Source organism: Palleronia rufa, from assembly GCF_000743715.1.
Classification (GTDB): Bacteria; Pseudomonadota; Alphaproteobacteria; order Rhodobacterales; family Rhodobacteraceae; genus Palleronia; species Palleronia rufa.
Map to the genome: position 1 here is coordinate 38,405 of NZ_JQEY01000014.1, position 25,464 is coordinate 63,868.

At 67.6% G+C, this 25,464-nt stretch carries 24 protein-coding genes; 12 read left to right on the forward strand and 12 right to left on the reverse strand.

The window, feature by feature from the left end:
- The first annotated feature begins 15 nt into the window (after positions 1–15).
- Both KW83_RS15330 and KW83_RS15335 read left to right on the forward strand, forming a co-directional pair.
- A complete protein-coding gene (locus KW83_RS15330) occupies positions 16–495 on the forward strand; it encodes a GNAT family N-acetyltransferase (protein ID WP_036180696.1) in 480 nt (159 codons plus the stop codon).
- Positions 496–533: 38 nt separating this feature from the next.
- Positions 534–1,307 carry an EcsC family protein gene (locus KW83_RS15335; RefSeq protein ID WP_036180698.1) on the forward strand — a complete coding sequence of 258 codons (774 nt, stop codon included), beginning with the start codon at positions 534–536 and terminating at the stop codon, positions 1,305–1,307.
- An 855-nt stretch (positions 1,308–2,162) separates the two neighbouring features.
- Here the strand turns inward: KW83_RS15335 and ptsP are convergent.
- Both ptsP and KW83_RS15345 read right to left on the reverse strand, forming a co-directional pair.
- The gene (gene ptsP, locus KW83_RS15340) at positions 2,163–4,457 is read right to left on the reverse strand and encodes a phosphoenolpyruvate--protein phosphotransferase (RefSeq protein WP_051928564.1); all 2,295 of its coding nucleotides are present in this window, start codon (positions 4,455–4,457) and stop codon (positions 2,163–2,165) included.
- A gap of 156 nt (positions 4,458–4,613) precedes the next feature.
- Entirely contained in the window at positions 4,614–5,867 is a 1,254-nt protein-coding gene (locus tag KW83_RS15345; RefSeq protein WP_036180700.1) for an aspartate kinase, read from the reverse strand.
- A gap of 488 nt (positions 5,868–6,355) precedes the next feature.
- Between KW83_RS15345 and KW83_RS15350 the strand changes: the two genes are divergently transcribed.
- The 3 genes from KW83_RS15350 (at position 6,356) to KW83_RS15360 (ending at position 10,754) form a co-directional block, all read left to right on the forward strand.
- On the forward strand, positions 6,356–6,793 hold the full coding sequence (locus tag KW83_RS15350) for a phosphate-starvation-inducible PsiE family protein (RefSeq protein WP_036180703.1): 438 nt from the start codon (positions 6,356–6,358) through the stop codon (positions 6,791–6,793).
- A 95-nt stretch (positions 6,794–6,888) separates the two neighbouring features.
- A complete protein-coding gene (locus KW83_RS15355) occupies positions 6,889–8,688 on the forward strand; it encodes an NAD(P)/FAD-dependent oxidoreductase (RefSeq protein WP_036180705.1) in 1,800 nt (599 codons plus the stop codon).
- A gap of 353 nt (positions 8,689–9,041) precedes the next feature.
- Positions 9,042–10,754 (forward strand): glycoside hydrolase family 9 protein, encoded by a 1,713-nt coding sequence (locus KW83_RS15360; protein ID WP_051928565.1) that lies wholly within the window; start codon positions 9,042–9,044, stop codon positions 10,752–10,754.
- A gap of 144 nt (positions 10,755–10,898) precedes the next feature.
- Here KW83_RS15360 and KW83_RS15365 read toward each other — a convergent pair whose 3' ends face one another.
- The 6 genes from KW83_RS15365 to KW83_RS15390 all read right to left on the reverse strand — a co-directional run bounded on the left by KW83_RS15365 (position 10,899) and on the right by KW83_RS15390 (position 16,584).
- On the reverse strand, positions 10,899–11,957 hold the full coding sequence (locus KW83_RS15365; protein ID WP_036180708.1) for a TRAP transporter substrate-binding protein: 1,059 nt from the start codon (positions 11,955–11,957) through the stop codon (positions 10,899–10,901).
- 86 nt (positions 11,958–12,043) lie between these two features.
- Positions 12,044–13,330, reverse strand: a complete 1,287-nt coding sequence (locus KW83_RS15370; RefSeq protein WP_036180710.1) for a TRAP transporter large permease — start codon at positions 13,328–13,330, stop codon at positions 12,044–12,046.
- Between the two features lie 4 nt (positions 13,331–13,334).
- Positions 13,335–13,913, reverse strand: a complete 579-nt coding sequence (locus tag KW83_RS15375; RefSeq protein ID WP_036180713.1) for a TRAP transporter small permease — start codon at positions 13,911–13,913, stop codon at positions 13,335–13,337.
- A 150-nt stretch (positions 13,914–14,063) separates the two neighbouring features.
- Entirely contained in the window at positions 14,064–14,549 is a 486-nt protein-coding gene (locus KW83_RS15380; RefSeq protein WP_036180715.1) for a flavin reductase family protein, read from the reverse strand.
- The gene (locus KW83_RS15385; protein WP_036180808.1) at positions 14,546–15,430 is read right to left on the reverse strand and encodes an aldo/keto reductase; all 885 of its coding nucleotides are present in this window, start codon (positions 15,428–15,430) and stop codon (positions 14,546–14,548) included. Before KW83_RS15385 ends, KW83_RS15380 begins: the two co-directional genes overlap by 4 nt.
- Complete coding sequence (locus KW83_RS15390; protein ID WP_036180717.1) at positions 15,430–16,584, reverse strand: LLM class flavin-dependent oxidoreductase; 1,155 nt, start codon at positions 16,582–16,584, stop codon at positions 15,430–15,432. Before KW83_RS15390 ends, KW83_RS15385 begins: the two co-directional genes overlap by 1 nt.
- Positions 16,585–16,666: 82 nt before the next feature.
- On the opposite strand from KW83_RS15390, the gene KW83_RS15395 reads away from it, so the two are divergent.
- The 6 genes from KW83_RS15395 to KW83_RS15420 all read left to right on the forward strand — a co-directional run bounded on the left by KW83_RS15395 (position 16,667) and on the right by KW83_RS15420 (position 21,052).
- Positions 16,667–17,344 (forward strand): GntR family transcriptional regulator, encoded by a 678-nt coding sequence (locus KW83_RS15395; protein WP_036180719.1) that lies wholly within the window; start codon positions 16,667–16,669, stop codon positions 17,342–17,344.
- Positions 17,345–17,352: 8 nt separating this feature from the next.
- On the forward strand, positions 17,353–18,444 hold the full coding sequence (locus KW83_RS15400) for a Gfo/Idh/MocA family protein (RefSeq protein ID WP_036180721.1): 1,092 nt from the start codon (positions 17,353–17,355) through the stop codon (positions 18,442–18,444).
- 77 nt (positions 18,445–18,521) lie between these two features.
- Positions 18,522–18,785 carry a twin-arginine translocase TatA/TatE family subunit gene (locus KW83_RS21580; protein ID WP_036180723.1) on the forward strand — a complete coding sequence of 88 codons (264 nt, stop codon included), beginning with the start codon at positions 18,522–18,524 and terminating at the stop codon, positions 18,783–18,785.
- A 25-nt stretch (positions 18,786–18,810) separates the two neighbouring features.
- Positions 18,811–19,314 carry a Sec-independent protein translocase protein TatB gene (tatB, locus tag KW83_RS15410; protein ID WP_036180725.1) on the forward strand — a complete coding sequence of 168 codons (504 nt, stop codon included), beginning with the start codon at positions 18,811–18,813 and terminating at the stop codon, positions 19,312–19,314.
- Positions 19,311–20,219 (forward strand): twin-arginine translocase subunit TatC, encoded by a 909-nt coding sequence (gene tatC / locus KW83_RS15415; RefSeq protein WP_036180728.1) that lies wholly within the window; start codon positions 19,311–19,313, stop codon positions 20,217–20,219. Before tatB ends, tatC begins: the two co-directional genes overlap by 4 nt.
- Entirely contained in the window at positions 20,216–21,052 is an 837-nt protein-coding gene (locus KW83_RS15420; RefSeq protein ID WP_036180731.1) for an ATP-binding protein, read from the forward strand. Before tatC ends, KW83_RS15420 begins: the two co-directional genes overlap by 4 nt.
- Positions 21,053–21,216: 164 nt before the next feature.
- On the opposite strand, the gene KW83_RS15425 is transcribed toward KW83_RS15420, so the two are convergent.
- From KW83_RS15425 to KW83_RS15440, 4 genes are all read right to left on the reverse strand, one after another.
- Entirely contained in the window at positions 21,217–22,407 is a 1,191-nt protein-coding gene (locus KW83_RS15425) for a M23 family metallopeptidase (RefSeq protein WP_235191439.1), read from the reverse strand.
- A 76-nt stretch (positions 22,408–22,483) separates the two neighbouring features.
- Positions 22,484–23,125: a protein-L-isoaspartate(D-aspartate) O-methyltransferase gene (locus KW83_RS15430; protein ID WP_036180734.1), complete on the reverse strand. Its 642-nt coding sequence runs from the start codon at positions 23,123–23,125 to the stop codon at positions 22,484–22,486.
- A 22-nt stretch (positions 23,126–23,147) separates the two neighbouring features.
- The gene (surE, locus tag KW83_RS15435; RefSeq protein WP_036180737.1) at positions 23,148–23,930 is read right to left on the reverse strand and encodes a 5'/3'-nucleotidase SurE; all 783 of its coding nucleotides are present in this window, start codon (positions 23,928–23,930) and stop codon (positions 23,148–23,150) included.
- Between the two features lie 105 nt (positions 23,931–24,035).
- A complete protein-coding gene (locus KW83_RS15440) occupies positions 24,036–24,689 on the reverse strand; it encodes an SDR family oxidoreductase (RefSeq protein ID WP_036180739.1) in 654 nt (217 codons plus the stop codon).
- A gap of 100 nt (positions 24,690–24,789) precedes the next feature.
- Here KW83_RS15440 and KW83_RS15445 point away from each other — a divergent pair, with 100 nt between their 5' ends.
- Positions 24,790–25,368, forward strand: a complete 579-nt coding sequence (locus KW83_RS15445) for a biotin transporter BioY (RefSeq protein ID WP_036180741.1) — start codon at positions 24,790–24,792, stop codon at positions 25,366–25,368.
- The last annotated feature ends 96 nt before the right edge of the window (positions 25,369–25,464 follow it).

The window sequence follows — 25,464 nt, forward strand, 5'->3', positions numbered from 1 at the left end:
GGGGATGACGGGGCGATGCTGAGCGTGGAAGGCCCTGACGATGGGTGGGAGGTCGAGGCGCTCTTCGACCTGAGCTTCGGGCCGGGGCGAGAGCTGTTGTCGTCCTACCGGTTGCGAAGCGGGGTGGCGCCTGTCGCCGCGCTCTGCCTGGTGTCCCGCGCAGAGGGCGGCGCGGTTGATGGCGCGATCCGCCACTGGCCGGTGCGGATCGGCGGGCGGGCGGCGCTGCTTTTGGGGCCGGTGGCGATCCACCCGACCCGGCAGGGGGAGGGACTGGGCGCGCTGCTGATCCAGGAGAGCCTGTCGCGCGCCACGGACCTGGGACACGAACGCGTGCTTCTGGTCGGCGACGCGCCCTATTACGGACGCTTCGGTTTCGTCCGGCGCGGAGGGGTCGAGATGCCGCCGCCCACGAACCCGGAGCGCGTACTGGGCGCGGAACTGGTACCGGGTGCGTGGGTCGGCATTTCCGGGCAGGTGGAGCGCGCGGTGTAAGGCTTGGCACGGGCGCCGTGGCACCCCATCTTGGCGACATGAACAAGGATCCGATTCCCTATCAGGAGCTCCCGGCCGACACCGCCGCCGAGCTCGACCGGCTGGCCAGGCGGTTTCGCCAGGCCGATGGCGTGGGCATGCAGGTGCTGTCCCTGGTCGGCGGTCAGGCCGAGGATATCCTGGGTCGCCTGCCGCTCGCCGTTCGGGAAGGTCTGGACCGCGCGACGAAGAAGGCGCTGGAGGTCGCGTTCGACGCGGCTTTCGCCAGCCGCGGGCGGGTGCGCGACCGGCCCGATTGGCTGAATACCGCCACAACCACTGCGATGGGGGCCATCGGCGGATCGGGCGGCCTGCCCACCGCGCTGGCCGAACTGCCGGTGACCACAATGGTCCTGCTCCGCGCGATCCAGGGGATCGCCGCCGAAACCGGTTTCGACGTCCAGGATCCGGTGACGCGGGCACAATGCCTGCAGGTTTTCGCGGCCGCAGGGCCGCTGGCGCGGGACGACGGCACGGATCTGGCGTTCCTGTCGGCGCGGGTCACCCTGTCGGGTCCGGCGATCCACGGGATCATCGCAAAGGTCGCGCCGAGGCTCGCGACGGTGCTGGGCCAGAAACTGGCCGCTCAGGCGGTACCTGTCATCGGCGCGGCGGCAGGCGCCGCCACCAACTACGCGTTCACCAGTTACTATCAGGAAATGGCGCGCGTCTATTTCGGTCTTCGGGCGCTGGCCCGGGACAGCGGCAGCGATGTCGAAACCCTGGTACGGGAGTTCCGCGTCCGCGTGTCGCCACCAAAAATGGTGGTCTGAGCCGGCGCGGACGTCGTGCGCCTGTCGCCAGGAGCCTGATCCGCAGATGCGGCTCGGCCGGCGGGGCAGATAGCGGCGGCGGCCCCCCGGTTCCGCGACGCATTCCGCCCCTGATGTGCGGGTGCCGGTGCCCACCGGCAGCGGTCACCCCACCCCACTCCACCCTTCCGGACCGGTTGCGCGGAACCCCATCGGCGGCTCCCCGCCGCGCGACCTCGCGCCCCTCTCCCATGCCGCGCCTCCGGCCTCCCCCAACCGGAGACGCGCCATTCCCCGACGCCGGTCGTGCGGCGCCCCCGCGCCGGTTCCCCAACCGGCGCCCCCCCTGTTCACTGCCGGCCCCTCAACCGGCAGCGCCCTTGTCCGCGGCCCCGACGCGGGACCGACCTCACCCCTGAGGTCCGGATCCCCTGTACCATTCCGGTCCCGGGCCCCCGTCACCCCTGGCGACGGCCCGATCACGGTCAAGCGGCCAGAGGCCGGATCGTCCGGAGTTCCCGCCGAAGCAGCGCCTGGACCTCGTCCCGGCTGAGCGGGTCCGCTTCCGGGGTCTCGCCGGGGCAGGGCCCGCGCCTGGCGAAACGCGTGGAGAGGAGTTTGACGATTTTCATCGGGCGGTCCTTCGGTTCTGCTGCGATGCCCCCCGGCACCGCGTCTGATCCCACTATGCCGGAAACACCTTTCCAGACGCTCAAGAGGAAACGGAGCCTTGATCCTAATGCCGTTAACCCTGACAACCATCTGATCGGACAAAGGAAATAGAGTTCCGGCAATACGCTCGATTCGACAGGATCCAATTCGCGTCACATTGCACGCGTGCCGTTCACCGCGGGGAAACGACATCTCGCCCCGATCTTAACCCTCTGGTGGGAAAACGCCCGCCAGCGCCGGCGCTGCGGTGTCGGCGGCCAGCGCCTCTGCCAGCCATGATTCGACCGGGGCGCGGACGCTCTGCCGACCTTCCTGCCGGGCGCGGTCGATGACCTGCCGGGCCGCGCCAAGGTCGATCCGGCGCAGCAGGTGCTTGACCGGTCCGATGGAGGCAGGGCGCATGGACAACGCACGAAGGCCGATGGCGGCCATGCACAGGGCCTCGACCGGACGTCCCGCATCCTCTCCGCAGAAGCTCACCGGTGTGCCGGTCTCTGCGCAACGGTCCACGATCATCGCCAGCAGGTTCAGGAAACTGACGTTGAGGGTATCGTAGCGCCGCCGCACGCGCTCATTCTCGCGGTCGGCCGCGAAGAAGAACTGTTTCAAATCGTTGCCGCCGATCGAGACGAAATCGGCCTCTTCGAAGAAGGACCGCGGCGCGAATGCCATCGACGGCGTCTCGACCATGGCGCCGATGCGGACCTGGGACGGCAGATCGTGGCCCAGGCGCCGCTCCCGCTCAATCTCGTCGTCCACCATGGCCCGGGCATCGCGGAACTCGTCGAGCTGGGCGATGAACGGGAACATGACCGCCAGGGGACGGTTCTGCGTCGCGCGGATCAGCGCCTGGAGCTGCATGCGCATCACCCCGCGCTTGTCGAGCCCGACGCGGATCGCGCGCCAACCGAGCGCGGGGTTCGGCTCTTCGGGGCGCTTCATGTAGGGCAGCACCTTGTCCGATCCGATGTCGAGCGTGCGGAACACCACCGGCTTGCCGTGCGCCGCGTCCATGACGCGGGCATAGAGCCGCGCAAGGTCGCCGCGGCGCGGCACGGACCGGTTGGCCAGGAATTGCAGTTCGGTGCGGAAAAGGCCCACACCCTCCGCACCGGAGCCGTCGAGCGACGGCAGGTCCGCCATCAGTCCTGCGTTCATGGTCAACTGGATCGTCGTGCCGCAGAGCGTGCTGGCGGGCTTGTCGCGCAGGTCGGCGTAGCGCTCCTGGGCCTTGGCCTGCATCGCGATCTTGTCCCGAAAGGCAGCGACGATGTTGTCCTCTGGGCGAAGATGAACGTTGCCCTGCTCCCCGTCGACCATCACATGATCGCCGTTGAGTGCCTCTGCGGTGATGTTTTCGGCATGGATCACCAGCGGGATCGCCAGGGCACGCGCGACGACGGCGGCGTGGCTGCCGACGGCCCCTTGCTCCAGCACGATGCCCTTCAGGGACCGGCCGTAGTCCAAAAGCTCACCGGGTCCGATGTTGCGCGCCACCAGGATCGGGTCCGGTGGCATATCCGCCCCGGTTTCCCGCCCCTGTCCGGTCAGGATCCGCAGCAGCCGCCGCGACAGGTCGTCCAAATCGTGCATCCGTTCCCTGAAATACGCGTCGGGCGCGGATTGCAGGCGCGTGCGGGCGGTGGACTGCTCCTTTTCCACGGCGGCTTCCGCGGAAAGCCCGCGGTCGATATCCTCGCGCATGCGTTTCAGCCAGCCGCGGGAGTGGGCGAACATGCGATAGGTCTCAAGGACCTCGCGCTGGTCCTTGTCGGTGATCCGGGCCACGTCGAGCATGTCGTCGACACTGACCCGGAGGGTCGCGATCGCCTCCGTCAGGCGTACCTTTTCGGCTTCGGTATCCTCGGCCACCGGATTGGTGACGACCACGCGCGGCTCATGCAGCCAGACACGGCCCTCGGCCGTTCCTTCCTGCGCGACGGTGCCGCGAAACAGAACCGGGTGCTGGTGGCGGGCGGAAAGTGCAGCGCCTTCCCCGACGAAAGCGCCGAGCTCGGTCATCTCGGCCAGGACCATGGCAACGACCTCCAGGGCGTAGACCTCGTCGTCGGTGAAGCCGCGCGCCTCGCGGGACTGAACGACCAGGACCCCCAGCCGTTCCCCCAGACGCTGGATCGGAACGCCCAGAAAGCTGGAATACTTCTCTTCGCCCGTCTCGGGCATGTAGCGAAAACCGCGGGTCGCCGGTGCGTTGGCCGCGTTGATGTTCCGCCCCAGACGCGCCACGCGGCCGACCAGGCCCTCACCCAGGCGCATCCGCGTCTGATGGACGGCGGCGGGATTCAGGCCCTCTGTGGCGCAGAGTTCCAGCGTCTCCGCATCGCGGAAAAGGTAGATCGAGCATACCTCGGTCTGCATGGAGTCGGCGATGATCGAGGTGATGTGATCGAGCCTCTCCTGCCCCTCGCTCTTGTCGGCGAGCGCGTCGCGCAGGCGCTGCAGAAGCTTGCGGCTTTCGCTGTCGGTGCGCTGCGGCATATGCGGACGGTCCGATCCATGGTGTCGCGGGTCGTTATAGTGGAGTTGGCGGCGGGTTGAAAGAATGCGCCATCCCTCAGCGTCGCGCGTCCGAAGCACGGTACGGGTTCGCGCGGTCGCGGGCGCGTCCGGTCCCGGGCTGGGTGCGGCCCGGTCTCAGAGCCCGGTGGGCTGCCCGATCCTGTCCAGGCCGAACGCGTCGTGGAGCGCCTGGACGGCCAGTTCCATGTACTTGCGGTCGATCAGGACGGAGATCTTGATCTCGGAGGTGGTGATGACCTTTATGTTGACGTTCTCGTCACGGAGGGACTGGAACATGCGCGCGGCGACGCCGGCATGGCTGCGCATCCCGATCCCCACGACGGACACCTTCGATACCTCCTGATCCGCGATCAGCTCCGCATAGTCGTAGGCGCCGGCGGCACGGGCCTCTTCCAGCGCGCGGCGGGCACGGCCGACCTGATCCACCGGACAGGAAAAGGTCATGTCGGTCTTGCCCCCCTCGCTGATGTTCTGGACGATCATGTCCACGTTCACCGCCGCTTCCGACAACGGACCGAAGATCGCCGCGGCGATGCCGGGCCGATCCTCCACCCCCAGAAGGGTCATCTTGGCCTCGTCCCGGGAATAGGCGACCCCGCTCACGACATTGCTTTCCAAAATCTCGTCCTCCGCGCAGACCAGCGTGCCCGCGGTCTCGTCATACTCCTCGAAAGAGGAGAGCACCCTCAGTTTCACCCTGTAGCGCATCGCCAGCTCGACAGAGCGGGTCTGCAGTACCTTGGCCCCGAGACTCGCCAGTTCCAGCATTTCCTCGAAGGCGATGCGGTCGAGCTTGCGGGCCTTGGACGTGATCCGGGGGTCGGTCGTATAGACCCCGTCGACATCGGTATAGATGTCGCAGCGCACCGCGTCATGGGCGGCAGCGAAGGCGACGGCCGTGGTGTCGGACCCGCCCCGTCCCAGCGTCGTGATACGTCCCTCCGGGCTGATCCCCTGAAAGCCCGCGACCACGGCAACCCTCATGCCGTCGGCGAACCGGGCGTCCATGTTGGCTGTCGGGATCTCCTCGATCCGGGCCGAGCCGTGGGTGCCATTGGTCCTGAGCGGCACCTGCCAGCCCTGCCAAGAGCGGGCGGGTATGTTCATGTCCTGGAGCGTCAACGCCATCAGCCCGGCGGTCACGTTCTCGCCGGAACTGACCACCGCATCGTATTCCCGGGCATCGTAGAAGGGTGAGGTTTCATCGACCCAGCCGATCAGCTCATTGGTCTTGCCGGCCATGGCGGAGACGACGACGATGACATCGTGCCCGTTCGCGACCTCGCGGGCGACGCGTTTGGCGGCCCGCTTGATGCGGTCGGGCGATGCGACCGAAGTGCCGCCGAATTTCATCACCAGACGCGACATGCGCAAAGCCCCTCTGCCGTCCGGTCGCCTCTTAGGCAGGCGTGCGTCGGGAGGCAAGGGCAGGGCGGTCCCGCCACCGGTCCGCATCGCCCGGGACCGCCGCGCCCGGCATCGGCATCTCCCGCTGATGCCGCAGCGCCCTGTGGCCTGCCATGCGGAGGTCGGGCCGGCATGCCCCGTGGAACTCCCTGCGTCCGGTTCCGCGCGCGCCTCTCCGCCCCGGCGGGTGTTCGAGAGGCGTGCGCCGGTGCCGTCGATGATGGCGCTACCCCGGTGCCTGCATGTCGAGGGCGCCGATGGGTCGACCGGGTCCGCTGGGCAACACGCGTCGCACGCGGTCCCTCGGAACCGTCCGGGAAAGACCTGTCGCCATGCCGCCGTTGCCGCCCGCCACGGCTTCTCCTGTGCGACGGTATGCGATTCCGCAGCGCCGCCTCTCGAACGACGTGCCCCGCGCCCTAGCATCTTCCGTCAAGGAGGGCCGCGCGATGGGAACCGATGACGATGGCGCTGTCACGCGCATCTATCATTTGATCGAGCGTGGAATATCCGCCCTGCTTCTGCTGGGTATGGTCGGCGTGGTGCTGCTGGCGACCTATTCGTTCTTCCGGACGCTCGTGACGGTGACCTTCGCCGAAAACGCGGCCCTCGACTACGTGGAATTCCAGACGCTGTTCGACCGGGTGCTCGCGGCCGTGATCGCCTTGGAGCTGGCCCATTCGATCCGTCAGATGGTGGCCGGCGACCATGGGATCGGACAGCTTCGGACGGTTATCGTGATCGGCATGCTGGCCGTGGTGCGCAAGCTGATCGTGCTGGAGGTGGATCAGGCGACCGGACCGTTCCTGCTGGGTATCGCCGCGACCGTGACGGCGCTGGCCGCTGCCCTCGTTGCGATCCGGTGGGTCGAACGGGACCGGCAGTGACCGCTCCGCGCCCCGTCGTCTCAGACCAATGTGGTACTGGCTGACGCTGCGTCAGACGCGCACCCTTCCCGTCGAACAATCGAGAGGAGATCACCATGCTGGACACCACCCTGGCCGACCGGACCCAGGAATTCCTCGACGATTTTGGGGACGCCCTGGCAAAGCGTGACATCGCCCGCACAACCGACATGTTCCTGGACGAAAGCTACTGGCGCGACCTGGTGGCCTTTACCTGGAACATCAAGACAATGGAGGGTCCAGAGGGCGTGCGCGACATGCTCGAACATCAGCTGGATCACACCGACCCGTCCGGCTTTCGCCTCTCTGACGGCGAATTGCCCACGGAGGAGGGCGGGGTGGTCACGGCCTGGTTCCGTTTCGACACCGCCCAGGGCCGCGGCAACGGTCTGTTGCGCCTGAAGGACGGCAAGATCTGGACCCTCCTGACCGCCCTGTTCGAACTGAAGGGCCATGAGGAGCCGAAGGGCACCGGCAGGCCCATGGGCGCCGAACACGGTGCGGAAAAGAACCGCGCCAGCTGGAAGGAGCGGCGCGACGACGAACTGGCCACTCTGGGCTACGAAACCCAGCCCCACACCGTCATCGTCGGCGGCGGTCAGGGCGGAATCGCGCTGGGCGCGCGGCTGCGGCAGCTTGGCGTGCCCACGATCATCGTCGAGAAGAACGAACGTCCCGGAGACAGCTGGCGCAACCGCTACAAATCGCTCTGCCTGCACGATCCGGTCTGGTACGACCATCTGCCCTACATCAAGTTCCCCGAAACCTGGCCCGTCTTCGCGCCCAAGGATAAGCTCGGCGATTGGCTGGAGATGTACACCCGCGTCATGGAGCTGAACTACTGGACGAAATCCGAAGTCCGCTCGGCCTCCTACGACGCCGAAAAGGCCCGCTGGACGGTAGAGGTGGTCCGCGACGGTGAAACGGTCACCCTGACGCCCAGGCACCTGGTGCTGGCGACAGGAATGTCGGGCAAGATGAACAAGCCGGAGTTTCCGGGTGCCGAGACGTTCAAGGGAGAGATCCAGCATTCCTCGGAGCATCCCGGACCCGATGCCTACGAAGGCAAAAAGGTGGTCGTGATCGGATCCAACAACTCCGCCCACGACATCTGCGCGGCGCTCTGGGAGGGCGGGGCCGATGTGACCATGGTCCAGCGGTCCTCGACCCATATCGTGCGATCCGACACGCTGATGGAGATCGGTCTGGGCGCGCTCTACTCCGAAGAGGCGCTTGCCGCCGGCACGACCACCGAAAAGGCCGACATGATCTTCGCCTCCTTGCCCTACCGGATCATGCACGAATTCCAGATCCCGCTCTATGAGCAGATGAAGGAGCGCGACGCCGAGTTCTACAAGGGGCTTGAAGAGGCGGGGTTCGAGCTCGACTGGGGTCCGGACGGGTCCGGCCTGTTCATGAAGTACCTCCGGCGGGGATCCGGCTACTACATCGACGTCGGTGCCAGCCAGTTGATCATCGACGGCAAAATCAAGCTCAAGAAGGGGCAGATGGACACCTATACCGAGACCGGCGTGCGGCTGAAGGACGGCACCGAACTGCCCGCCGACCTGGTGGTTCTGGCGACGGGATACGGATCCATGAATGGCTGGGCCGCGGACCTGATCAGCCAGGAGGTCGCCGACAAGGTCGGCAAGGTGTGGGGTCTGGGCTCCGACACGCCCAAGGACCCCGGCCCGTGGGAAGGCGAACAGCGCAACATGTGGAAACCGACCCAGCAGCCGGCGCTCTGGTTCCACGGCGGAAACCTGCACCAGTCGCGGCATTATTCGCTGTATCTGGCCCTGCAACTCAAGGCGCGACTGGAGGGGATGGAGACGCCGGTCTACGGGCTCCAGGAGGTTCATCACACTGGGTAGGCAAGGCGCGGAGATCGGTCCGGCGATCCGGTTTCGGCAGCGAACCCGCGCGGCGCCGGAGCCGCCCCTGCGGCACCACGTCCGCAGGCGATGCCGGCTGACCCGGCCTGATCTGGGCGCCGGCTCATCAAGGGCGGCGCGGATTTTCGCCCTAGGTGCCGCGGTTTACGATTCGGAAACATCTGGGTTGCTAGATGAGGCCACGACAGGAACGCACCTGTCTCGGGCCGCCGGTCCGGGGTCCTCGAATGGGATCTCTACGCCTCCCACGGCTCACCGCACAAAGCGTCAGCCCCGGTCACGGGGGCACGACGCGGGGTGAGCGCCTCACTCCTGATCCCAGAGGAGATCCGATGTTGAAATCGAAGACTGCGAACTGCACCCCCGCCGATCCCGTGCCGGAACTGGCGTACGCCGTCACCGCCACCTGGAACGGCGGGTACAACGGATCGCTCAAGATCACCAATTCCACATCCACAACGATGAAGCCCTGGTCCATCATCGTCGAGGCGGAGGGGCTCGATATCCGGAACAGCTGGGGGATGACCGCGACCGATCTGGGCGACGGCACCATCCTGCTTGAGGGATCGGGCTACGGCGAGAAACTCTCGCCGGGGCGAAGCGTCACGGTGGGCTTTACCGGCAAGGGGCAGCCGCCCGCCGATCTGGTCATCGTGTCCGAAACCGCGCCGGAGACCGGCTGGGCCGAAAGTCCCTTCGACGGCGGGGATTACGAAACCGCGCTCGACCTCTCGATGGACTTCTACTACGCCCAGTACTCCGGCGATCTGCCGGACGACCACCCGATCGCCTGGCGCGGCGACAGCGCGCTCGACGACGGCGCCGATGTCGGTCGGGACCTGTCCGGCGGCTTCTACGATGCGGGCGACCACGTGAAGTTCGGCCTGCCGCAGGCCTATACCGCGACGGTGCTGGCCTGGGGCGCGCTCGACTACAAGAAGGGCTATGTCGCGGCCGGAAGCTACAACGACGTGGCTGCGCACGTGGAATGGGTCTCCGACTACCTGCTGCGCGCCTATGACGACAAGGGCACGGCGGACCTGTCGGACGACGTGTTTTACGGGCAGGTCGGCAACGGAAGGATCGACCATGCCTGGTGGGGCCCGGCGGAGCAGATGACCATGGAGCGGCCGGCCTATGCGATCACCGCCGAAAATCCCGGAACGGAAGTGACCGCCCAGACCGCCGCCGGGCTGGCGTCCAGCGCCATGGTCCTGCTGGAGAAGGGCGATGCCGCCGGTGCCGCGACCATGATCGACGCCGCCGAGTCGCTCTTCGCCTTTTCGGAGGCGTATCGCGGCACCTATACGGATGCGATCCCCGACGCAGAGGCGTTCTACGGATCCCATAGCGGCTATATGGATGAGCTTGCATGGGCGGCGACATGGCTCTTCGAGGCGACCGGCAAGGCGAGCTATCTCCAGAAGGCCAAGGAATACTACACGCCCAGCGGCCAGTACTGGGCGATGAGCTGGGACGACCAGTCGATGGGAACGGCGGTGCGGCTGGCCGAATTCACGGGCGAGCAGCGCTACTTCGACGATCTCGATATACATTTCAGCCAATGGATCTACGCTGTCGACCGAACGCCGGGGACGGATACCAACGGCGGACTGGGGTGGATCGACGAGTGGGGCTCTAACCGCTATGCCGCGAACACGGCGTTCCTGGCGCTGCAATACGGCGACGTCCTGAAGGCGCGCGGTGAGGGGGACCGGGCGGCGGATCTGAACGATTTCGCGCGCGACCAGATCGACTACATGCTGGGGGACAATCCCGATAGCTTCAGCTACGTGGTCGGCTTCGGGGAGTCGTCCCCGGCCAGCCCGCATCATCGGGGAGCCTCCGGCACGCTGCATGTGGGCACCACCGGCCCCAACCTCAACCGTCTGGACGGTGCGCTGGTCGGGGGGCCGGGACGGGACGGGTCCTACCGAGACGATCGGACCGATTATGCGGGCAACGAGGTGGCGATCGACTACAACGCCGGTTTCTCCGGCGCGCTGGCGGGGATCCTTTCGGAGGATCAGTTCCTGTTCACCTGACGAAAGGAGGCGGGCGAGCCAGGCCCGCGGCCTCGACCGGGGTTCGCCCGCTGCAAACCGCGCAGGGCCGCGCCGGCGGTGTGCCGCTGCCGCGCAGACCAACCCGGACCCGCGGCGAAAACCGCGGGTCCGGATCTTTCCGGCTCAGTTGCCCATGGTCGCCTGGCGCTGGGCGTCGATCTCGGCGGTGACCGTTTCCACCGTTGCGGTCAGCGCGTCGTAGGCTTCCTTGCCGCCCTGGACGTTTTCGTTGAACCACTCATAGACCGGCTGGGCGGCCTCGGCGAATTGATCCATCTCCTCCGGCGTTGGGACGTAAATGTCGCCTCCCGCCGCGCGGAAATCCTCATAGGCCTGGATCGACTTGCGCTTGGGGGAGGCGAAGGTGGCCTGCTGCAACTGATAGAATCCGTCCACCACGACCCGTTTCTGGTCGTCGTCCAGCCCGTTGAACGCTTCGGCGTTCATGAACCACAGCGCCCCCATGTAGGCATGGCCGTCCAGCGTGAGGTACTTCAGCCCGGCATCGGGAAACTTCATCCCCATGATGTCGGTGATCCCGTTCTTGGATCCTTCCACCACACCGGTCTGGAACGAGGTGAAGAGTTCCGGCCACGGGATCGGCGTCGGCGATGCCCCCAGGGCGCGCACCAGCTCCTGCGGCAGGTCGGCCACGACGGTGCGGATCTTCAGCCCCTCCAGATCGGTAGGTTTCTCGACCCGGCGCTGGGTGTTGGCGAAGTTGCGCCACCCGCCGGTATTGCCGATGGTCATCAGCTTGATGGCGCCGCCGGATGCGTCGTCCACCATCTGCTGCATCGTGGTCACGAACTCCGTGCCGTTGGCAAGGGCGGCCTCCGCAACGCGGTCGTCTGTCATCACGTAAGGAAGGTCCAGAACCTGCACGAAGGGAAAGATCCCCGACGTGCCGCCAGAGGTGGACACGAAGATGTCGATGTTTCCGTCGGCCACGCCCTGCAGGCATTCGGCCCCGTTCGAGCAGAGCTGGGTGCCGATGAAGAGTTCCACGGCGATGGTCCCGTTGGACGCCTGCTCGACGTAGTTCTTGAACACGACCAGACCGTCGTAGTCCTCATCGTTCTCGTTGGAATTCGCGGTGGCGCGGAGCGTCACGTCCTGAGCCAAGGCGGTTGTGGCCATGAGCGCGAGTGCCAGGCCCGCCTGCGTCAGCGTTTTCAGCATGTCTATCCTCCCTGTGATGTGTCCGTTGGGGACCGCGGACAGGAGCATGACAGGCGCGCGAAAGGCCGTCCAGTGGCGGCGCGGCGTCACGCGAACCCGGTGATGCGCGGCACGAACATGGAGATGGCCGGGATGTAGGTGATAAGGCCGATCACCACGATTTCCACGGCCAGAAACGGCAGGATCGCGCGCGAGATCGCCTCGACCCGTTCGCCCGAAACCGACGAGGCCACGAACAGCACCAGCCCCATGGGCGGCGTTGCCAGGCCGACGGTCAGGTTCACGCTCATGATGATGGCGAAGTGGATCGGGTCCACGCCCAGGGAGGTAAAGATCGGCCCCAGGATCGGTCCCAGGATGATGATGGCGGGACCGGCGTCCAGGAACATGCCGACCGCGAAGAGCAGCAGGTTGATCAGGAACAGCAGCATCAGCGGGTTGTCGGACAGGGCCAGGATGAATTCGGCCATGATCTCCGGCGCGTGCGACAGCGACACGACCGTCTTGAAGGCCATGGCCGCCCCGACCAGCAGCAGCACCACCGCAGACGTGGTGGCCGAGCGCGACAGCACGTCCGGAATGTCCGACAGCTTCAGCGTCCGCATGACGAAGATGCCGATGAAGAGCGCGTAGGCGACGGCGACGGCGGCGGCCTCCGTCGGGGTGAAGACGCCGGCCAGGATGCCGCCCATGATGATGACCGGCGTCATCAGCGGAAAGAACGCCTTCAACGACGCCTGGCCGCGCGCCTTCCAGGACTGCTTCTCCGTGGCGACCGGGAAATCGTACCGGTCGGCCATGAGCTTGGTGACGACCATGAGGCCCAGCCCCACCAGGATGCCCGGCACGATACCGGCCAGAAACAGCGCCGCGACCGATTCCCCCATGACGTAGGCGTAGATGATCATGATTCCGGAGGGCGGGATGATCGGGCCGATGACGCTGGACGCTGCGGTGATCGCGGCGGCGAAGCGGCGGGAATAGCCCTGCCGCTCCATGGCCGGGATCAGCATGGACCCCAGCGCAGAGGTATCGGCCACGGCAGAGCCCGACAGCCCGGCAAAGAGCATCGACGACAGGATGTTCACATGCGCCAGCCCGCCGCGGAAATGACCCATCAGCGCCTGGCTGAACTCCACCAGCCGCGCGGTGATGCCGCCGCGGTTCATCAACTCTCCGGCCAGCATGAAGAACGGGATCGCCATCAGCGGAAAGCTGTCCATGCCGTTGTAGAGGTTACGGTAGAGCAGCGTGATCTCGCGTTCCTGGCCGTTCAGGAACAACAGGATCCCCGGCGCGGCCAGGAGGCCGAAGAATACCGGCAGCCCGGCCATGAGGAACACCAGAAAGACGGGGAGGAACCAGATCAGCATGCGCTCACTCCGCCATGATCTCTTCGGTGGGCATTCCCAGGGGCTTGAGATCGCGCACCCCCAGAAGCGTCAGGATCGTGCGCAGGATCAGCTCTGCATTGACGATGGCCAGAAGCGCGAAGCCGACGAGCAGAGAGGCCATCATCCAGGAACGCGGTACGCGGAACCAGCCGTCGGGCAGGGGAAGGTAGAGCGACGCCGTGGCGAACTGCCCGCCGAAGCCGGTGACCTCGGACCAGCCGATCCCCAGACCGATCCAGAGCACGACACCCGAAATCGCCAGAAGCACCAGCGACAGCACCGATGCGGCGATACGCGGAAGGGCGTTCTCCAGCATGTCGATGGCGACGAAGCCGCCGCGTCGATAGGCGTCCGGCGCCATCAGCCCGGTCATCCACAGCATGCAGAACCGCGCCGCCTCATCCGGCCAGGGCAGCGCGTTGTTGAGCACGTAGCGGAAAAAAACCTGCAGCAGGATCACCGCGACCATGACCGCGATCGCCACGATCGAGATCCAGCGCCCGACCGGCAGCACGATGTCGTTGAAGGTCTGGACGGGCCAGAGAAGCGCCTTGAGCGCCATGTTCAGATCCTCCTCCCCTTGCTTCACGACCTAAGCAGGTCGAAGAGCGCTTTCCTAGAGCGCGCTGTCCGGGCCGGTCGGGTGCGGACCCTGCCCAACTCCATGCCCGGCGCGACATGGGCCGTGGCGCGATCCCCCTGGGGCGGGACGTCAGCGTTCCGCGAAGACGCCGTACTGGCCGCCCGAGAAGATCAGCGGGTCGCCCGTCCGGTGCTGGGCATCCAGCACCCGCCCCAGAACGATGGCATGGTCGCCCGCGTCATGGACGGCGTGGGTCGTGCAGTGGAACCGCGCCAGGCAGTCGGAGATCAGCGGCGTACCGTCATCGGCCTCTGTCCAGTCGAGATCGTCGAACAGATCGCCCTCAGATACGAAGCCGGACGAAATCTCGGCCTGTCCGGCGCCCATCACGTGGATCGCGAAGGTCTTGCAGGTCGTGAAGGGCGCGAACCGGCGCGAGGCGCGGGCCGGCAGCCACATCACCAGCGGCGGGTCCAGCGACACCGACGCGAAGGAATTCGCCGTGATGCCCAGGGGCCCGGATTCGGCGCGGGTGGTGACGACCGTCACGCCGGTGGCGAACCGGCCGAAGGCATCGCGCAGCTCGCGGTCCGTGAAGGGCGTCATCCGGCTCATGGAACCTCATGGCCCTGCGCGTGGGTGTAGAGTTCGAACCAGGTCTGGCGGTCCATGGGAACGCGGGCCGCGTCGGCGATGGCGGCTATGCGCGGCGGGGCATTGGTTCCCATCACCGGCACGATGCCGGCGGGGTGGGCCAGAAGCCAGGCCACCGCCACCGCGGCACGGTCGCATCCCGCGTCTGACGCGATCCGGTCGAGCGCCTGTCCCAGAGGGCCGTCGTCGGTCATCAGCGCCCCGCCGCCCAGCGGAGACCACGCCATCGGGGTCACACCGCGCTCCTGCAGAAACGCCAGATCGCCGTTGGTGAAGGCGCCGAGGCAGCCCAGGCTGATCTCGATCTGGTTGGTCGCCAGCGGCGTCGTCATCGCCGATTGCAGCAGCGCCCAGTCGTGCGGCTTGAAGTTCGACACCCCCACCGCCCCGACCTTGCCATCGGCCACGAGCCCGTCCAGCGTGCGCCCGGTCTCATGCGCATCCATGAACGGATCCGGCCGGTGAATCAGCAGCAGGTCGATCCGGTCGATGCCCATCAGCCGCAGGGACGCCTCCACGGAAGCCAGGATATGGTCCCGGGACGTATCGTAGTGCTTGACCCGGGCGCCGGAATGACGACCGGCGGGTGCCACGATATCGCATTTGGTGACGATCTCTATCCGGTGCCTCAGATCCGGCGTCAGGGCCGCGCCCAGCACCTCCTCGGCCATGTAGCCGCCGTAGATGTCGGCCTGGTCCATGGTGGTGATGCCCTGGTCCAGGCAGCTTTCGATCTTGGCGCGGACATGGTCGGGAGAGGTGTCGTCGGCTTCCGCCAGGCGCCACATGCCGTAGGCGATGCGGCTGATCTCGACTTCGGGGGACAGGCGGACGCGGTCGATCACGTGCGGACTCCGGTTCCAAGGGGGGTTGCGGGAGTGCCCTGGGGCACCCGTCCGTAGACATGGGGCAGCGAGCAGGTTGTCAACTCCGGCAGGACACGGGTGCCGAAATGGCGGCACTCGTCCAGATGCGGATAGCCGGAGAAGATGAAGGCGCGGATGCCCATGCGGCGGTAGTCCTCTATCTCCGACAGGACCTGATCGGTAGAGCCCACCAGCGCCGCGCCGCAGCCAGAGCGCGCCCGGCCGATCCCGGTCCACAGATGCGGCTCCACATAGCCGAACCGATCCGCCAGGTCCCGGGCGCGCGCCTGGTGCGACACCCCCAGCGAGGTCGAATCATGCGCCCGGTCCCGGATCAAGGCGCCGTATTCGTCGTCGAGAGCGGCGACCAGATGCTCGGCATACTCCCGCGCTTCGGCTTCGGTGTCGCGGACGATCATGTGAACCCGCAAGCCGTAGTCCAACGTTCTGTCATATTTTTCAGCAACCTGGTGAACGGCCTTCATTCGGTCCGCGATCTGCTCCTTGGGCTCCGGCCACATCAGATAGACGTCGCAATGCTGGCCGCAGAGGTCGAGCGCCGGGGGCGAGTACCCCCCGAAATACAAAAGCGGCCCTCCGGTCTGGTAGGGCGTCGCGGGCGCCGTGGAAATACCTTTGAAATCGTACACTTGACCGGTGTAGTTGATTTCTTCCCCGGTCCAGGCCTGCTTCAGGATCTCGACCACCTCGCGGCTGCGCTGGTACCGGAACGCGCTTTCCGCCGTCTCTCCGGGAAAGTCCGACGAGATCACGTTCAGCGTCAATCGACCTTCCAGCATGTGGTCGAGCGTGGCGATGGTCCGGGCCAGCATGATCGGCTGCATCTCCCCGCAACGGACGGCGGCCAGGAAGTTCATCCGTTCCGTCAGGGGGGCCATGCCGGCCACGAAACTCAGAGTGTCCTGTCCCACCTGGTACGAGGACGGACAGAGGATGTTGCGAAACCCCTGCGCCTCGGCCTCTTTGGCGATGGCCGAACAATGGGCGAAAGAGGCGCGCAGATCGCCCTCCGGCACCCCCAGCTGGCGATAGTCGTCCGAGCAGAGGGCCGCGAACCAAGAGACCTCGACGGCGTCGAGATCGGCAGAGGTGACAGGGACGATCGTCATGGCGGCGGCTCCTTTTCTTCGCTTGCGTAGCAGGTGCCGAACGGTGCATCAATACTGTATCACTTGACCGGGGAACGACGGCATGGCCCTGCCGGTGCATCGGCAGATCAGCGATCACGTGATCCGGGAGATCGCGTCGGGTGCGTTGCCGGAAGGTGCGCGCCTGCCGCCGGAGCGTGAGATGGCGGCGGCTCACCGGGTGTCGGTGGGCACGCTGCGCCGGGCGCTTGCCTCGCTGGAAAAGCAGGGGCTCCTGGACCGGCGCCATGGCTCCGGCAACTACGTGCGCGGCGTGCGCGCGGTCGGCGGGCTCTACGGGTTCTTCCGGCTCGAACGACCCGCGGGCGGCGGTCTTCCGGGGGCGGACCTGCTTTCGGTCGTGCGGGCCGACGCGCCCGGCGCGGCGCCGTTCGCGCAAGGTCACCGCATCCGCCGGCTGCGCACGCTCGACGGCGTTGCCGTGGCGGCCGAGGAGATCTGGCTCGACGCCGCCCGCGCGCCCGACGTCGCGGCCGAGTGTCTGGCGCCCGCGCTCTACGGCGTCTATCTGACCGAATTCGGCCTGCGGATCACGGAGGTCGAGGACCGCTGCGGAACGGCGCCGCTGCCGGACTGGGGGGCGGATGCCCTGTCGCTGGCGGTTGCATCCACGGTGGTCCAGGTCGAGCGGCGGTCCCGCGCGCAGGATGGCGCGGAGGTCGAATATTCGCTGACCTGGTTCGATTCTGAAAAGGCGCGCTACGTCGCGCGCCTCACATGAGGCTGAGAATGTCCGAAAACGTCAATTACGGGATCATCGGTTGCGGCATGATGGGGCAGGAGCACATCCGCAACATCGCCCTGATGGACGGCGCCGCGGTGGTCGCGACTCTCGAACCGGACCCGGCCATGGCGGCCGCAACGGCCCTGCTGGTGCCGGACGCCACCGCGCATGGGTCCGTGGCGTCCATGCTGGACGACCCGCGGCTCGATGCGCTGGTGATCGCGTCGCCGAACTTTCTGCATGTGCCGCAGATCATGGAGATCGCCGAGCGGCGGGCCCTGCCGCTTCTGGTGGAAAAGCCGCTCTATACCGGCACCGATCAGGCGGCGGTCCTGTCCACGATCCGGTATCCCGCGCCGATCTGGGTGGCGATGGAGTACCGCTACATGCCCCCCATCGCGTCGCTGATCGCCCGCGCCCGCGATGTGACCGGTCCGCCCGCCATGCTGACCATCCGCGAGCACCGGTTCCCGTTCCTGCCGAAGGTCAATAACTGGAACCGGTTCAACGCCTTCTCGGGCGGCACCTTCGTAGAGAAATGCTGCCATTTCTTCGATCTCATGCGCCTGATCCTGGACGCGGAACCGGTGCGCGTGATGGCCAGCGCCGGGCAGGTCGTGAACCACCTGGAGGAACGCTATGGCGGGCGGGCGCCCGATATCCTCGATTCCGGCTACGTCATGGTCGAGTTCGACGGCGGCCAGCGCGCGATGCTGGAACTCTGCATGTTCGCCGAGGGCGCGCGCTATCAGGAGGAATTGAGCCTGGTCGGCCCCAGGGGCAAGATCGAGGCGCGGGTGCCCGGTCCCACCCGGTTCTGGCCCGACGCCCTGGGCGCGCCTCCGGTGGCCGAGCTCGAACTCAGCCCGCGTGCGCCCAAGGCGCCGCAGGTTCTGGAAATTCCCGTCGATCCCGCGCTTCTGGAAGCGGGCGATCACAACGGCGCCACGTTCTATCAGCACAGCCGCTTCCGCGAGGTCGTGCTGGGCCGCGCGGAGGTCGAGGTGACGCTGTCGGACGGGATGCGCGCGGTCGAGATGGGGCTGGCGGCCCAAACCTCCGCGGCCACCGGCCTGCCCGTCGATCTTGCGCGGTGACGTGATCGCTTTGTTCTTCAACTCCCCGGCGCGATCCACTAAGTAGAGTACGCTGAAGCCGGGGAAGGGAGATACCCATGCTCAACAATATCGGCCTGCCTGGCCTGCTGCTCATCGCCGTCGTCGTGCTGGTGCTGTTCGGGCGCGGCAAGATCTCATCGCTGATGGGCGAAGTCGGCAAGGGCATCACCGCATTCAAGAGGGGAGTCGGCGAAGGCTCCAGGGACGACGATACAGAGGCGAGACGGATCGAGGACGCCGAGGTGGCCACCCCCGCCGTGCATACCTCCGACGCCGCCACGACCGCCGAGCGCGAGCCCGTCGAGAGCCGCAACAGCTGACGCGCCGCGCGCGCCGGAGGGTCCCATGTTCGACATCGGGATGACCGAGCTTCTGGTCATCGGCATCGTCGCGCTGATCGTGGTGGGGCCGAAGGACCTGCCCGGCATGTTCCGCACGCTGGGCCGGTTCACCGGCAAGATGAAGGGCATGGCGCGCGAGTTCCAGCGTGCCATGGAGGACGCGGCCGACGATGCCGGCGTCAAGGACATCGGCAAGGATCTGAAAAGCTACGCGAACCCGAAGAAGTTCGGTCTCGACAAGCTCAACGAGGCGGCCGACAGCTTCGAGCGCTGGGACCCCATGTCGGAGCCGGCCAAGCGCGGATCGGCCACCAAGGCCCTGAGCGAAGAGCGGAAGGCCAAGGCCGACAAGATCCGCGACGACGCCGCCGAACGGGCGAAGGCGCGCCGCGAAGGCGGCGGCTCCAAGACCGCCCCGACCAGGACGGACGCGGCCACGGCAGCCCCGGGCGGGACCGCCGTCCCTGACCCCGCGGCCCCCGTAGCGCCCGAGGATCCCAAGACATGAGCGCCGCCGACCGTGATGATATCGAGGACAGCGCCGCCCCCCTGATCGAGCATCTGGCAGAGCTTCGGTCGCGCCTGATCCGCTCTGTCATCGCCTTCGTCATCGGCATGGCCCTGTCCTTTACCGTGGCCACGCCGATCTTCAACGTCCTGACCGACCCGCTCTGCCAGCAGCTGGCCGAGCGCGGGCAGGATTGCGACCTGATCTTCATCTCTCCGCAGGAGGGATTCTTCGTCGCCATCAAGGTGTCGCTCCTGGGCGGGCTGTTTTTGTCCTTTCCGGTGATCGCCACGCAGATGTGGCGCTTCGTGGCGCCGGGTCTCTACCGCTCCGAACGGGGCGCGATGCTGCCCTTTCTGGTTGCCTCACCGTTCATGTTCGTGGCCGGGGCGGCCTTTGCCTTCTACGTGGTCACACCGCTGGCCTACGACTTCTTCCTGGGCTTCCAGCAGTTCGGTACGGAGGGCGACGCGCTCATGCCGGACCAAAGCGCCCCCCTGTCGGTGGTCTTCCAGGGATCGGCCCAGGAATACCTGAACCTGACGATCAAGTTCATCGTGGCCTTCGGCTTGTGCTTTCAGCTGCCGGTCCTGCTGACCCTCTTGGGCAAGGCAGGGCTCGTCTCGGCCCGCGGGCTGGCGGACATGCGCAAGTACGCGGTGGTCGGCATCCTGGTGCTGGCGGCCCTGGTCACCCCGCCCGACGTCATCACCCAGATCATCCTGTTCGTGGTGGTCTACGGGCTCTACGAGGTGTCGATCCTTCTGGTGCGGCGGGTCGAGCGCCAGCGCGTAGCGAAGCTGCGGGCCGAAGGCATCCTGGACGAGGACGAGGACCTCTACGACTTCGACGCGGATCCCGAGCTCGACGACGAAGAGCCCGAGGACGGTACCAAGCGCCCATGAGCGATCCGGTGGAGCGCATCGCGCAGGCGCTGGAGCGTCTGGCGCCGCCGCCGCGCCCTGCGCCGGATCTGGCCGCGGTGCAGGCGTTCCTGTGGCAGGTTGACCCCGATCGGCTGGAACCGGTGGCAGAGGTGAACCGGGTCGATCTGGACCTGTTGCTGGGCATCGACCGGGCGCGGGACACGCTGTTGCGCAACACCGCGCAGTTCGCCCGCGGCCTGCCGGCCAACAACGCCCTTCTGTGGGGCGCGCGCGGCATGGGAAAGTCGAGCCTGGTCAAGGCGGTCCATGCCCGCGTGGCACGGGACCATCCGCTGAAGATCGTGGAACTCAGCCGCGAGGATCTGCCGTCCGTCACGCGGCTCCTTGCGCAGTTGCGCGCCGCCCCCGACCTGCGGTTCCTGCTTTACTGCGACGATCTGTCGTTCAGCCATGACGACCAGCACTACAAATCGCTCAAGGCGGTGCTGGACGGCGGCATTGCCGGCCGGCCGGAGAACGTTCTGTTCTACGCCACGTCGAACCGGCGCCACCTGATGCCGCGCGACATGATCGAGAACGAGCGCGCCTCGGCGATCAGCCCTTCCGAGGCGACCGAGGAGAAAGTTTCGCTTTCGGATCGTTTCGGTCTGTGGCTGGGTTTTCACACCTGCGACCAGGACCAGTACCTGGCGATGGTCCGCAGCTACTGCGACGCCGCCGGCCTTGCCATGGACGACGATGCCCTGCGGGCCGAGGCGATCGAATGGCAGGCCACGCGCGGGTCCCGGTCAGGCCGCGTGGCATGGCAGTTCTTTACCGATCTGGCGGGGCGTCACGGCGTTCCCGTCTGACGACGCGCCGGGACGGGCCCGCGGATGCGCCACCTGCCATACGGAAACACGGTGCGGGCGCCATCGCCGAAGCGGGGTGCCCGGCGGGCCATCGGCCGACGTCGCGTGCTTCTGGACCGGTGTCGGATCGGTCTGGCGGCGCCGTCGGACGCGGTCCCGTACGGCTATTCGAGGAAATCCACCGGGTCCACGCTTTCGAACCCCTCGCGGACCTCGAAATGCAGGGCCGCCGGATTGCCGGGGCGGACCTTTGCGATAGCCTGCCCGCGCGCGACGCTGTCGCCTTTGGTCAAGGTGATGTCGGTGACGCCCGCATAGACCGTCAGCAGATTGCCCGAATGGCGCAGCACCAGGATCGGAACCTGGTCGGTGTCGCGGGTGATCGCGGCCACGGTCCCGGCGTCGGCCGCTTTCACCACGGTACCTGCGGGCGCGGCGATGTCGATGCCGTCGTTGTTTCCCTTGGAAAAGGCGCGGACGACCGCGCCCTGAACAGGATAGACCAGACGCGCGTCGCTGGCGGAGGCTGCGGTGGTCTGTCCCGACAGTGCGGCGGAAGGCGGCATCTCCTCGGGCGGGGCCTGGGTCGCTTCCTCGTCGGGAAGCGGCGCGGCGGCAGACGGCGGCGGCGGCGCCACGGTGCCCTGGCCCGGCTGGCTGGTCTCCGGCGCGGCGGCCTGCGGCACCACCGGCTGCGCGACGGGGATCAGCAGATAGGCCCCCTCACGCACCGTCATGTTGCTGTCGAGACCGTTCCAGTCGGCCAGGGCCTGTACCGGGACCCCGTAGCGCCGCGCGATGGAGAATGCCGTCTCTCCGCGCGCGACCTTGTGCCTTTGCGGCTCGGGGCCGGACTGCACCGGGGCGGCCGCGGGCGCCGGGGTGCGGGGCGACGACGTCTCCGCGCGCGAGATCGCGGCATCGGCGCGCTCTTCCAGGGAGGTCGCGGTGATCGGCTGCGGCGGGCGGATCGCGCCCGTCGCGGGGGCGGAGGCAGAGGCCGGCGCGGACCCGGTCACCCGGCGCGGCAGGGCGACGATCTCTCCCGGTCTCAGCGTCACATCGGCGGGCACGCCGTTGAAACCTGCCACCTCCTCGGCCGGCAGGCCGACACGCTGGGCGACGGCGCGCGGCGTATCGCCCCGCCGGGCGATGGCCACCTGATAGCCGGGGTAGGAGATAATGCCACGCGCATCCGGCGCGGGACGGGCGGCGACGCGGGTCTCGACCGCCTGGCTGGTGTCGAAGGCGTTGCCCAGCCGGTCCCGCAGGTCCAAGTCGAACCCCTGGGGCCCGCCCGCGCAGGCCGTCAGCAGCACCAGCGGCGCGGCCATCGTCGATCGGGAGCGGCTCATCATTCTGCTCGTCCTCGTTTGTCCTGTGCGGCGCCTCTTGCCGGGCGATCCGCTTGCCTGCCTCGGGGCGCGCGCATCAGTCGCGTCCCATGCCCTCGACCAGCGGCACGAAGCGCACCGGTCGGAGGTCGTCGTAGTCGTATCCGGTCTCGGTCCGGGTGACCCGGATCAGGGTCTGCACGTGATCGGACTGCCCTACCGGCACCACCATGATACCGCCGATGCGGAGTTGCGCCAATAGGGGCCCGGGAGGGTCCTCCGCCGCCGCGGTCACCAGGATCCTGTCGAAGGGTGATTGCTCCGGCAGGCCGTGGCTGCCATCGGCGGCCAGCACCGTCACGTTGGAGATGTCGAGCCCGGCCAGCACCTCCTTGGCCGCATCCGCCAGGCGTTTGTGGCGGTCGATGGTATAGACCCGCCGCGCCAGGTGGCTCAGCACCGCGGCCTGATAGCCGGAGCCGGTGCCGATCTCCAGCACCTTGTCGCGGGCAGAGACCTGCAGCGCCTGGCTCATCAGGCCCACCACCGACGGCTGCGAGATCGTCTGCCCGCAGGCGATGGGCAGGGGCATGTCCTCATAGGCGCGGTCCGCGAAGATGCCGCGCACGAAAAGCCCGCGGTCGGTGCGCTCCATCGCGTCGAGCACGCGGGCGTCCGTGACCCCGCGTGAGCGCAGCGCGAACAGAAGCTGCATCCGGGCCTGGGCGTCGTAGCTCATGCGCGCGCCTGGCCGTGCGGTGTCATTCCAGCCGGTCCTTGAGCGACGCCACCAGATCGTGCGCGGTCAGGTCGCAGCGCATGGGCGTGACGGAGACGTAGTCATCCAGGTTCGCCGCCACGTCGGTGCCGGGCGCGGTCGGCGTCTGCTGCGGCCCGCCGGTGACATAGAGGAACCGCCGCCCGGAGGGAGAGACATGGGGCGCCATCCCATGGCCCGCGTCCTGGCGCCAGCCCTGGGCGGTCACCTTGAGGCCCTTGACCTCTGCCGCTGAACAGGGCGGGAAATTAACGTTGTAGAACAGGCGGTAATCGGCCGAATCCCACGCGGCCCGGTCCAGCAGCCGGCGCACGGTCTGCACGCCATGCAGGCGCGCGGATTCGAACGGATCCTCCGCGCGCGCGTTCCGGGGGCCGTAGTACTGGCTGAGGGCGACGGCGGGCAGGCCCTGCAACGCCGCTTCCATCGCGCCGCCGACGGTGCCGGAATAGAGCACGTTCTCGCCGGCGTTGTTGCCGCGGTTCACGCCGGACAGCACCAGGTCGGGCCGTTCCGGCATCAGGTCGTAGAGACCGGCCAGCACGCAATCGGCCGGCGAGCCCTCGACGGCAAAGCGCCGCTCTTCCATCTTCTGGACCATCGTCGGGCGCGCATAGGAGATGCAGTGTCCGACGCCGGACTGCTCGAACGCGGGGGCAACGGTCCACACCTCACCCCTGTCGCCGGCGATGGAGGCCGCGATCCGCTGCAGGACGTCCAGCCCCGGGGCGGTGATGCCGTCGTCATTGGTGATGAGTATGCGCACGAATGGCTCCCTGTCGGCCTTGTTCCTAGGGGAGCGGGCGACCTGCCACAAGCAGGCGCGGAACCGGGCCGAGCCAAGCGTTGCAGCGGGGACTCGGCTGCCGGCTCAGATCTGGGCGAGCAGCCGGTCCGCCTCATCACGCGGGGCGGCAAGGGCCGCGCGGTCCTCCCCGGGAAAGAACCGCGCACGCAGCGCCGTGGACATGGGGGCCGGCGACAGGATCGACACGGCGGGACCGATCCGGACCGTCTCTGCCTGCCAGGACCGCACCAGCGCGATCTGCGCCGCCTTGGTGGCCCCGTAGGCGCCGAAGAACTTCGCGCCCGCGCGCGGGTCGTCGAAAAACACGGCCCGGCCGGCGGGCGCGGACAGGAGCAGCGGTTCCACCATGCGGATCAGGGTGGCCGTGGCGGTGGCGTTGACGTCAACGCTGCGCGCCCAGTCCTTCGCGGCCACATGGGCGGCGGGGGTCAAAGGGGCGGCGTGGATCGCCGTATGGCACCACAGGTCGAGATGCCCCCACCGGTCGTGAATGCCGCGGCACAGCTGGGCCATGGCGGCGGGATCGGTCACGTCCATGGGCGCAAGGGTGGCCTGTCCGCCCCTGGACATGATCCGGTCGTCCAGCTCTTCGAGCGCGCCGGTGGTGCGGGCCACGGCAACGATGTGGTGGCCGGGGCTCAGCGCCTCCGCGATGGCGGCGCCGAGACCGCGCGATGCGCCGGTCACAAGGGCAAGCCTGGTCCTGGTTTCCGTCATGGCCCGCGTGATGATCGCTGCGGCCGGGCTTGGCAAGGGGTGCTTGACGGCAGCCCCCTTCGGGTGAAGAACGGGGCGAGTTCTTCGACAGGAGCCGGACATGACCCACGACGCCCCCCTTCTTCACGGCCGCAACCCCGCGCTCTGGCGGCAGGGGGCGCTGATTCTGGCCGGAACGGTGCTGATCGCCGTCGCCGCGCGTGTGTCGGTGCCCATGTGGCCGGTGCCGATGACGTTGCAGGGTCTGGCGATCCTGGTGGTGGGCCTGTCCATGGGGTCGCGCCTGGGCGCGCTCACGCTGCTGGCCTATCTGGCAGAGGGCGCCGTGGGGCTGCCGGTCTTTGCGGGCGGCGGTGCCGGTCTGGCCTACATGGCCGGACCGACGGGCGGGTTCCTGCTGGGCTTCGTCGCCATGGCCTGGATCGCCGGTCTGGCCGCGCGGGGAAGCCTTCCGGCGATGATCGGGGCATCTGCGGTCGCGGCCCTTGCATTGTATGTGCCGGGGCTGGCCTGGCCCTATGCCGTGGCGTCGGGTCTGGGCATCGACGCCGGCTGGGCGTCGAGCGAGGCAGGCGCGCTCTGGGCGGGATGGATGCAGCCGTTCCTTTTGGGCGACGCGGTCAAGGCGGTGCTGGCCGCCGTCCTGGTCCATGCGGGGTTCCGCGCCACCGGGCGCTAGGGTCCGCCGGTCGTCACGGTCCGGACGCCGGTCCTTCGGGGCCGGCGTTTTTCGTTTCGCGTCCGGGAGGGAGGGTGACCGCCGCCGCGCTTCGGG

Coding starts and splice junctions, on each gene's coding strand:
- KW83_RS15330 (WP_036180696.1), top strand. CDS start 16: ATGCTGAGCGTGGAAGGCCCTGACGATGGGTGGGAGGTCGAGGCGCTC.
- KW83_RS15335 (WP_036180698.1), top strand. CDS start 534: ATGAACAAGGATCCGATTCCCTATCAGGAGCTCCCGGCCGACACCGCC.
- ptsP (WP_051928564.1), bottom strand. CDS start 4,457: ATGCCGCAGCGCACCGACAGCGAAAGCCGCAAGCTTCTGCAGCGCCTG.
- KW83_RS15345 (WP_036180700.1), bottom strand. CDS start 5,867: ATGTCGCGTCTGGTGATGAAATTCGGCGGCACTTCGGTCGCATCGCCC.
- KW83_RS15350 (WP_036180703.1), top strand. CDS start 6,356: ATGGGAACCGATGACGATGGCGCTGTCACGCGCATCTATCATTTGATC.
- KW83_RS15355 (WP_036180705.1), top strand. CDS start 6,889: ATGCTGGACACCACCCTGGCCGACCGGACCCAGGAATTCCTCGACGAT.
- KW83_RS15360 (WP_051928565.1), top strand. CDS start 9,042: ATGTTGAAATCGAAGACTGCGAACTGCACCCCCGCCGATCCCGTGCCG.
- KW83_RS15365 (WP_036180708.1), bottom strand. CDS start 11,957: ATGCTGAAAACGCTGACGCAGGCGGGCCTGGCACTCGCGCTCATGGCC.
- KW83_RS15370 (WP_036180710.1), bottom strand. CDS start 13,330: ATGCTGATCTGGTTCCTCCCCGTCTTTCTGGTGTTCCTCATGGCCGGG.
- KW83_RS15375 (WP_036180713.1), bottom strand. CDS start 13,913: ATGGCGCTCAAGGCGCTTCTCTGGCCCGTCCAGACCTTCAACGACATC.
- KW83_RS15380 (WP_036180715.1), bottom strand. CDS start 14,549: ATGAGCCGGATGACGCCCTTCACGGACCGCGAGCTGCGCGATGCCTTC.
- KW83_RS15390 (WP_036180717.1), bottom strand. CDS start 16,584: ATGACGATCGTCCCTGTCACCTCTGCCGATCTCGACGCCGTCGAGGTC.
- KW83_RS15395 (WP_036180719.1), top strand. CDS start 16,667: ATGGCCCTGCCGGTGCATCGGCAGATCAGCGATCACGTGATCCGGGAG.
- KW83_RS15400 (WP_036180721.1), top strand. CDS start 17,353: ATGTCCGAAAACGTCAATTACGGGATCATCGGTTGCGGCATGATGGGG.
- KW83_RS21580 (WP_036180723.1), top strand. CDS start 18,522: ATGCTCAACAATATCGGCCTGCCTGGCCTGCTGCTCATCGCCGTCGTC.
- tatB (WP_036180725.1), top strand. CDS start 18,811: ATGTTCGACATCGGGATGACCGAGCTTCTGGTCATCGGCATCGTCGCG.
- tatC (WP_036180728.1), top strand. CDS start 19,311: ATGAGCGCCGCCGACCGTGATGATATCGAGGACAGCGCCGCCCCCCTG.
- KW83_RS15420 (WP_036180731.1), top strand. CDS start 20,216: ATGAGCGATCCGGTGGAGCGCATCGCGCAGGCGCTGGAGCGTCTGGCG.
- KW83_RS15425 (WP_235191439.1), bottom strand. CDS start 22,407: ATGAGCCGCTCCCGATCGACGATGGCCGCGCCGCTGGTGCTGCTGACG.
- KW83_RS15430 (WP_036180734.1), bottom strand. CDS start 23,125: ATGAGCTACGACGCCCAGGCCCGGATGCAGCTTCTGTTCGCGCTGCGC.
- KW83_RS15440 (WP_036180739.1), bottom strand. CDS start 24,689: ATGACGGAAACCAGGACCAGGCTTGCCCTTGTGACCGGCGCATCGCGC.
- KW83_RS15445 (WP_036180741.1), top strand. CDS start 24,790: ATGACCCACGACGCCCCCCTTCTTCACGGCCGCAACCCCGCGCTCTGG.